Source organism: Anabaena sp. UHCC 0399, assembly GCF_034931465.1.
Taxonomy (GTDB): domain Bacteria; phylum Cyanobacteriota; class Cyanobacteriia; order Cyanobacteriales; family Nostocaceae; genus Trichormus; species Trichormus minutissimus.
Genome location: NZ_JAYGGZ010000034.1, coordinates 66,705 through 75,044, shown reverse-complemented (window position 1 = coordinate 75,044; position 8,340 = coordinate 66,705). Strand labels below are relative to the sequence as shown.

7 protein-coding genes and 1 tRNA gene are annotated in these 8,340 nt (G+C 41.8%); 2 read left to right on the top strand and 6 right to left on the bottom strand.

The genetic code is table 11. From position 1 onward, the window contains the following. Positions 1-357 precede the first annotated feature (357 nt). From VB693_RS18340 to VB693_RS18330, 3 genes are all read right to left on the bottom strand, one after another. Positions 358-439, bottom strand: a tRNA-Leu gene (locus tag VB693_RS18340). Positions 440-530: 91 nt separating this feature from the next. Then, positions 531-1,718, bottom strand: coding sequence for an alanine racemase (gene alr, locus VB693_RS18335; protein ID WP_323267505.1), 1,188 nt, complete (start codon positions 1,716-1,718; stop codon positions 531-533). 320 nt (positions 1,719-2,038) lie between these two features. After that, entirely contained in the window at positions 2,039-3,949 is a 1,911-nt protein-coding gene (locus VB693_RS18330) for a metallophosphoesterase family protein (RefSeq protein ID WP_323267504.1), read from the bottom strand. 610 nt (positions 3,950-4,559) lie between these two features. Here VB693_RS18330 and VB693_RS18325 point away from each other — a divergent pair. Further along, positions 4,560-5,096 (top strand): EF-hand domain-containing protein, encoded by a 537-nt coding sequence (locus VB693_RS18325; RefSeq protein ID WP_323267503.1) that lies wholly within the window; start codon positions 4,560-4,562, stop codon positions 5,094-5,096. Between the two features lie 286 nt (positions 5,097-5,382). After that, positions 5,383-5,940 (top strand): CAP domain-containing protein, encoded by a 558-nt coding sequence (locus VB693_RS18320; RefSeq protein ID WP_323267502.1) that lies wholly within the window; start codon positions 5,383-5,385, stop codon positions 5,938-5,940. A 148-nt stretch (positions 5,941-6,088) separates the two neighbouring features. Here VB693_RS18320 and VB693_RS18315 read toward each other — a convergent pair whose 3' ends face one another. From VB693_RS18315 to VB693_RS18305, 3 genes are all read right to left on the bottom strand, one after another. Continuing rightward, the gene (locus VB693_RS18315) at positions 6,089-6,451 is read right to left on the bottom strand and encodes a hypothetical protein (RefSeq protein WP_323267501.1); all 363 of its coding nucleotides are present in this window, start codon (positions 6,449-6,451) and stop codon (positions 6,089-6,091) included. 488 nt (positions 6,452-6,939) lie between these two features. Then, positions 6,940-7,392, bottom strand: coding sequence for a retroviral-like aspartic protease family protein (locus tag VB693_RS18310; RefSeq protein WP_323267500.1), 453 nt, complete (start codon positions 7,390-7,392; stop codon positions 6,940-6,942). Between the two features lie 246 nt (positions 7,393-7,638). Continuing rightward, on the bottom strand, positions 7,639-8,340 hold a 702-nt coding region (locus tag VB693_RS18305), incomplete at its 5' end, for a WD40 repeat domain-containing protein (RefSeq protein ID WP_323267499.1).

Sequence of the window (8,340 nt, the reverse complement as noted above, 5' to 3'; positions counted from 1 at the left end):
CCCTGAACCTTGGTCTGTTTCTTATGTTGAACCTTGTCTTGAAGCTTTGAGGCTATATATAAGGTCTTTACTGTCCCATGATTCAGACTCCCCTGTTTTCCTGTAATAACAGCAACTTCTTCTCCCTACAAAGAGTTTTGCTGTTCTGGAGATACAGAGTACAGTCAATTAATCGTATATGAAAGATACTTGTAGTCATTGAGCTTGCCGAAATGTGGTTTAGTTGTAACCCACATGATCTATTGGCTAGGGCATTTGACATTAATTTAATTCATGAGAAATTCTAAAAAAAGTATAAAGGGGTTTTAAGTGAACACTTGCTTAAAACCCCTTTATACTTTTTTATTTAGACTGTTATGCGGATGAAAGGACTTGAACCTTCACTCCTCTCGGAACTAGAACCTAAATCTAGCGCGTCTGCCAATTCCGCCACATCCGCATCATACGACTACACGAATATAACATATATTTTAAGGAAATAGGGAATAGTTAAAAATCAATCACTAATACCCAATGCCCAATATCGTTAACTACATTACTGCCACACGAGGCAGGCGATGTTTGAATCCGCACAGAATTTCCCAGGAAATGGTCTTTAATTCTTCTGCCCAATCATCGGCTGTAATTTTTTGATTGCCTTGTTCACCAAGTAAAGTAACAACTTCACCTTCTTGTACATCTGGAACAGTAGTTACATCTATCATTAGCTGATCCATTGTGATTGTGCCGATTTGTGGTACTCGCTGACCACGAATTAATACCTGCAACTTGTTTGAAAGATTACGTGGTACGCCATCCGCATAACCAATACCAACAACAGCTAGGCGTATTTCACTAGGAGCAATAAATTTATGACCATAGCTGACACCTGTACCCGCAGCAATTGTTTTGACGTGGGTGACTCGTGCATTGAGTTGGAGAACAGGTTTGAGGTTGACCTTGTTTTGTAAATGTAGTTCTGGGTATAGTCCATACATAGCTAGACCAACACGCACTAGGTCGTAGTGTAATGTTGAATCTGCGAGAGTGGCGGCTGAGTTTGCTAAGTGTAAGCTAGGGATTTTGATACCTAAAGCTTTGATTTGAGCGATCGCCTCCTCAAATCTTTGATGCTGTTGTTGCATAATTAACGTATCGGGGCTGTCGGCTGTGGCCAGGTGGGAGTAAATACTGGCAATATTAAGATGCGGTAGACGGTCTACTAACTGTACAAATTTCCCTGCTTCTTGCCAATTAGTTCCTAACCTAGACATTCCCGTATCTAGCTTGATATGTACAGGGATGGGAGAACCATACTGAATATTCTCTAAAGTATTAGAAAATATTAAAGCTTGTTGGGGACTACTTATTGTCGGCTGGATCTGCCAGTGAGCGATCGCATGAATTTGTTCTGGTGTGTGGGTTGCACCTAAAATCAAAATGGGTGCTGTAATCCCGCTTTCTCTGAGTTGAATACCTTCAGGAACTGTAGCAACTCCCAACCAACTCGCACCTGCTTGTAATACTATTTCCGCAACTGTAACTGCACCATGACCATAAGCATCTGCTTTGACTACTGCCATCAATTGGGTATGTGGTGATAAACATTGCTTGATTTGTTTTACATTATGCGTCAACGCCTCTAAGTCAATTTCCACCCAAGCACGTTGCGAAAACCAGGCGTATGTGTCGCACTGTTGATGAGTAGTAATGTTTACAGCTTTTTTGTAACTTAACATTTCTCCTCCCTCCTATCACACCACTGTTTAGTTACTTCGTTTTATTATTAGTTTGTATTTTTAATTCTGTTAGGTATAGCAGAGTTAATTAGGAAGTTTAACCTTCATTACGGAATAAATACAATATAGCTAGCCCTATCTTTAGATGTAAGTAATCAAAACTTACGTAACTGGTACAGAAATTTTGATGTGACTGTGCTGCAAATATAAATAACAGAAAACTATAAAATCCTTGCTTTATCAGACTTTCAATATTAATGCACTATTTTAAACGTATCACGCTATTAAAGAGCGTTAATCTAAGTTAACGCCCCTGTTAATTATGCCAAAGGCTGTTTTTGCTTAATTTTGCGTGATTTGAGTCCTAGCGTCCCTAAGCCAAACACCAAGAAACCAAAAATTAGACTAGGTTCAGGAACTGCTTGGATAATTCGCCCATTGGTATCTACGAACAAGGTAATATCATCACTGTAGGTACGGCGATCGCTACGCAATAAATTATAGTTTTGATCAAGAATGGGAAAGCTATACACTGGTGTCAGAGTAACTTTGGCGTATTTGCCATTTGCCCCATTGAGGTTCTCTAAATTTACCTCAAGATGTCCGTAGTGTTTACCACCATCTACTAATTGCAACGCCCCTGCAATTTCTTGCCAAAACTCACCTTCACTTTGGTCGGCTGTCCATTGGCTAAAGTTGTTGTACTTGAGTAGAGGGTCACTCAAGCTTGAACCGTTACGTTTCTCACCCCGTAACCCATCACCTGATACGCCTACATCATAGTAATATACGCCAATACCATCGCCGTCTTCATCAACAAAACTGCGCTCGAACATTTCACTATGACCAGATAGTACCGCCAATACACCAAATTCCTCAAACATACCCTGGTATTGGCGCATTGGTGTACCACCCTGACCCGTTGAGAGAGCATGGTTCATTGGTTGTCCGTGTTCACCACTGCTGTAGGGTGCGTGATGGAACTGCACAAAAATCATTTGACCCTTAGTTCGTGCATCTTCTAATTGTGCTTTTGCCCAATTCCATTGGGGACTACCAGGGTTGAAGTCTGCTAAGTCAGTACCGCCAGTCGCTTCATATTGGGTGCGTGTATAGTTCTCTTGGGTGTCAGTCCCTGTACTTGTGTAATCTTGTCCGCTTATTTTCGGTGGTTGACCATCACCCCCGTAGTTACTGCGTCGATCATCTGGCTCACCATTGGAACTATCGAGGGTAATAATAGTGATAGGGCCGTAGTCGATACGGTAGTAATTATCTTGATGCTCTGGTGTACTGTTATCTGGGGCATCAAAGTAGACATGATATTTATCGCGGCCAAATTTAGGGCCAAAACGTCCATCAGCATCAGTACCATAACCGCCATTGAGTGCGCCAAAGTTTTCCCAGTTACCCAAGGCTGGCAAAATTGGATATGTTGACAAGCCACTGTCAAATTCCCCGGCGTTGTGGCGGAAAAATTCATCCCAGCCTGGTTGGTAGCCACCACCTTGCACCAAATCACCAGGCATTAGCAGGAAGTCTGGGTTGCGGCTGTTAATGATCGCAAGGTTGCGTTTGTAGCCTTCAGTTTCAGTCAAAGCATAGCGCAAAGTTTGTGAACCACCTGAGCCGGAAGTGCCAAAAGTATTTGCCCATTGACTACCACTCAGTTCGGGGCGTGCTGCTGAACCTGGAGCTAAAGCACCGGGTTGCCATTCACGGCGGCTAAAACGTCCGGCTGGCTCGGTTTCACTGTCAGCCATGGCAATAAAGCGAATGCTATTCCAGTCGTCTTTAGTGGGAGCAGTTTTAAAGGATGAGTTAAAAACACTCGCCCCCTGGACTACCGTATATTGATATGTCGTCCCCGGTAACAAACCACGCACATCAACGCTATGTTTGTAGTTGTTATCACTAAGCAACCACGACCCTGGAGCTAAACCAGTAATATTCTGATTCTTTTCGGCGTTGGTGTATGCTAAGACTGATTGGTATGCAGGTGTACTGGTAAAGCTGAGGGGATTACTTAGACCAGCCCCAGTAATTGAAAGGATTCCGGGTACTTCTTCTTCAGTGAACCAAGTAAAATACATTCCTTCTGTCGAAGGCTGCTGTAAATAGGGATTAATGCGGAAAGAGGATGCACTGGCTGGGAAGCTTATAGCAGCAATCAATCCAGTAGTGAGTGTCAGGGCGATCGCTATTTGCGGCAAGCACGACTTGTTTAGCATAGATATTAATCGTAACTCCGTTGGGTTTCCTAGTCTGCTCTGGACTGAAGCTATTCATTTCTTATAGTTCTGGGGTAAAGACTAGGTTAAGCACCAAATATTTTAGGGTTAAGGTGACAGGTGACAGGTGACAGGTGAGTTTGCACTGTGCCAGTTGCGTAAGTCTTGACTATTTCAAGTAATTATTGATTTTGTTCTTATGTCAGCTTAAATATGTGCTTTTTTGGCATACCCTATGCTTTGCGATCGCTCAACTCTCTATTTCGATTCTAACCCAGCAAAATTAATGAGATGAACCACTAGTCTGAGAGATGTTTGATAATGAGTACGAGTGATTACTGTAATGGATGGGATGAAAACTCGTAGCGAAGCAGGTGAATAGACACTGGAGCATTTTATATTTAATTGCACCTTGCTACTTAGAGCTTTTGAGTGTTAGATCAATTTGCAGAACTTACTTTTATTTCTTAATTGCATTTTGGCAGTTTTTAACCCCGATTTTTCTGGCTTTGTGAGAAATCCGGGTTCAATCTGTATTTGTGATTGTGGTTATCGACTACGTACTGTTGTGGTAATGTAAGTATGTTTTGGTAAGCAAAAGGGAAAAGCATTGTTAAGCGAATATCATAGAAAAAAGTTACTGCATCACTTTTACTGTCTGGATGCTGATAATTCAGGCTTCATCGGGAAAGAAGATGCTGAGATTTTTGCTGAGAGGTTTGCCAACATCCGTAGCGCAGAGCTTGGTTCAGAGATTCACAAAGATATGTTGTTTAAGTGGCTTCATATTTGGGAGAATTTTTGGTCGAAAGCGGATTTGGATGGAGACGGTAAGGTAAGTCCCGAAGAATTTTGTCAGGGCATAGAGAAAGCAGTATCAAATCCAGATTACAATGACCCTTTAATAGAGACTTTGTTTGACATTGTTGATTTAGACAGCGATGGTCATATATCAGAACAAGAGCATCGTCTCTTCTTCAGTGTGTTTGACCTAGATGCTGAAAAATCAGCTTTTGTCTTCTCCAAGCTTGATATCGATAAAGACGGCATCCTCTCTAAAAAAGAGTTTGTTTCTGCTAAGAGAGAATTTCTAACTGAAAAAGAACCCGGTGCTATAGGCAACTGGTTTTGGGGTTCTGTGGAGTAATGCGCGTAGTCCTGTATCATGGGGTCTCTACAAAAAACATGGGGTCTTCAAATACACTGCTGCGATCAAGCAAGTCAAATACATTCTAAGTTCATTGGCACTTGATGCCAAAGAGTAGACACCAAGCTCGTTGTGATTTGAACAATAAGTAAAAAGTCAGGAAAGAAGATTTGAGTTGTTTCTTTGATTCTTTATAGGTAATGTGTGCAACTAGTAGGATGTTCTAAGGCTACAGATTCTTGGGACTGACGTTTTATCTGTGTCTGAAACACCTACGAAAATAACTATGAATCGATTGCCTCAAAAATTATACTTAGTGTGGGTCGCGATCGCACTATCATCTACTGGGTGTGAGCAAATCACCAAACAATTGCCACCTCTGCCCAACATTGACATACCATTAAGCCAATCCCCACAACCATCAGTTACTCCTGAATCTGCCACAACTGCCCAAATCGAGGCTGAAATTCGTCAAGGTATTAACCAAGTAAGACAAAAAAATGGTCTACAAACCCTAAAAAATCACGAAAGACTAGCGCAAGTAGCCCGTAAATATAGCCGCCAAATGGCAGAACAAAACTTTTTTAGCCATACTGGTGCTGACGGTAGCACACCACAAGAAAGAGTTACGAGAGACGGTATTCTTTATTCAGTTGTGGGTGAGAACTTATTCAAAAGTCAGAATGTACCTAGACCAGTACCAGCAGCCATTGAAGGCTGGATGAAAAGTCCCGGACACCGAGAAAATATTCTGCGTCCAGTGTTTACGGAAACAGGTGTGGGAGTTTGGCGAGAAGGTAATACTTACTATGTTACCCAGTTATTTTTAAGACCATTTCCGTAGTAATTCCGGCTATGGGGTGTTAGGTTTCGTTCCTCAACCCAATCTACACCTTATGATCATAGTGATAGGTGCGATCGCATATTGCCTAAATTTAAATCCCGACTTTTTATAGCAGTCGGGACTCTGGGTAATAAATTTTACTGTATTCTTATCTTGAGATAGCAGTCAAAACCGCCTTTTGACGCATAGCACGTTTGCGTAGGCATAGCCCGTCGTAGACATCGCTCTTTCGCGTACCTCCAGCCATTTGGTACTCATGGCTATTATTACCAAACTTATAAGCAATACCACGTAAAATATTTTCAGAATAGTCTGCTAAATCTTGTTCATATTCGACAATCTGAGTTAATAAAACGTCAATAGTGGAGAGGGTGGTATTGTATGCTTCCAGAGATTTTCTGAGGCTTTCAATTTTCTTGGTATAATCTTGAACCGTCAACCCCTCTCCTACATCTAGAGTTGGACTAATAGATTTAATGCTTGCTAGACGTATCTCAGCTTTATCAAGCATACGTGAATTGCGTTTTTGTCTTGCCATATTTAATACTCATCTTCCAAATTGACCCTAACTCTATAGTGGACAATTGTTTAAGGCGTTGTCATACGTAAAATTGTTGATTTTTATGAAAAAATCTAAAGATTAACTACTTAACGTCAAGGCAAAAGCTGCTACAGACTAAGCAAAACACTTAAAGGGAAAAGCGCAAATAACTTCAGGGAAGGCGGAAGTAACTTCAGGGAAGTTGCAAATAACTTCAAGGAAAGCGGAAGTAACTTCAGGGAAGATTGAAGTAATTTCAGGGAAGATAAAAGTTACGAGTTGTGATGCGTAAAACCCCCGCGTTTTTAACCAGGGTATATAAATACGGTTCAGATAAGGCTAAAACTAAGGCTAATGTAGGTTGGGTTAAGCAAAGTGAAACCCAACAAATCCCTCGGAAATGTTGGGTTTCCTAACGTCAACCCAACCTACTTTTTTTTCTTAATTGGGAATTGATGCTAGATTCTCATGACGGGATAGTTGGGATGCTCAGGATTTGGTACAAGTTGCTGATTTTTACAATCTACTAATAAATCTAGCGTTTCCAATACTGTTTGCCCAATCAGCACAATATTTCCTGTAACTAATGTAGCTTCAGTAGTTTCTCTCCCTTCTAATTCTATAATTACAGGTTCTGTTACGCCGATAGATTCTTCCATACCGTTAGCATATTCCGCAACCTGCTGACCTCGGATTCTCAAACCTAACTGCTGTACAATCGACATAGGCAAAACGGTACGCACTGCGCCAGTATCCACTAGTGCTTCAGTTTCACATAAGCGCAACATATTGGGATTGAGCATTCCTCGACTCACAAGAGCTTCGTCTATGGCATTTGTTAGTTTAACTTTGATGCGAACTGCACCCATAGAATCATTATTGGGATTATTGGCATAATTGAGATTTACCATATTAGATATATCCTAGAAAATTACCTAGAGAGGATTTGTTAGTTTTTTAATTAACTATTCTCGCGTGAGAATCTATCGCCCTCTCTAAAAGTTATTCTCAGTATATCAATCGCATTCTTCCCCAAAGTGCGATCGCCCCTCAAGTTTTTTTACAGCGCGTTCACGGAGTGACTCTGAAAGAGTATCGCCTTTAATATTCCCCCAAAGCACAAAGCCTCAAACCCTTTTCCCCCTGCCCCCTGCCTCTTACTTGCTGCCAATACCATCACACAAGTGCCTGTCACTCTCGCTGACATCAGGATTATTCTCTAAATAACCGCGTACAAAATTGCAATTGTTCCGTATTAAAGGGTCTAACTCCAAGTCTGGAAGATTCCAGAGTTTGATTGTCTTGTCTTCACTGCCGGAAGCCAATGTCTTGCCGTCGAGGCTGAAACTCACATAAATGACAGAGCTACTATGCCCGGAGAAAGTGCGGATTTCCTTGCTTGTCTCTAGATTCCAGAGTTTAATTGTCTTGTCAAAACTGCCAGAAGCCAATGTTTTGCCGTCCGGGCTAAAACTCACGCTAGGGACACCATTACTATGCCCAGTGAGAGTGAGGATTTCTTTTCCTGTCTCTAGATTCCAGAGTTTGATTGTCCTGTCACCACTGCCAGAAGCCAATGTCTTGCCGTCCGGGCCAAAACTCACGCTATTGACATAGTCACTATGCCCAGTGAGGGTGCGGATTTCTTTTCCTGTGTCCAGATTCCAGAGTTTGATTGTGTTGTCATTACTGCCAGAAACCAATGTCTTGCTGTCGGCGCTCCAACTCACGCTGAAGACATAGTCACTATGCCCGGGGAGAGTGCGGATTTGGTTGCCTGTCTCTAGATTCCAGAGTTTGATTGTCTTGTCACCACTGCCAGAAGCCAATGTCTTGCTGTCCGGGCTAAAACTCACGCT

What these genes read in the sequence shown, in the direction of transcription:
- alr (WP_323267505.1), bottom strand. Translation starts at nt 1,718, where the DNA reads ATGTTAAGTTACAAAAAAGCTGTAAACATTACTACTCATCAACAGTGC.
- VB693_RS18330 (WP_323267504.1), bottom strand. Translation starts at nt 3,949, where the DNA reads ATGCTAAACAAGTCGTGCTTGCCGCAAATAGCGATCGCCCTGACACTC.
- VB693_RS18320 (WP_323267502.1), top strand. Translation starts at nt 5,383, where the DNA reads ATGAATCGATTGCCTCAAAAATTATACTTAGTGTGGGTCGCGATCGCA.
- VB693_RS18315 (WP_323267501.1), bottom strand. Translation starts at nt 6,451, where the DNA reads ATGCTTGATAAAGCTGAGATACGTCTAGCAAGCATTAAATCTATTAGT.
- VB693_RS18310 (WP_323267500.1), bottom strand. Translation starts at nt 7,392, where the DNA reads ATGGTAAATCTCAATTATGCCAATAATCCCAATAATGATTCTATGGGT.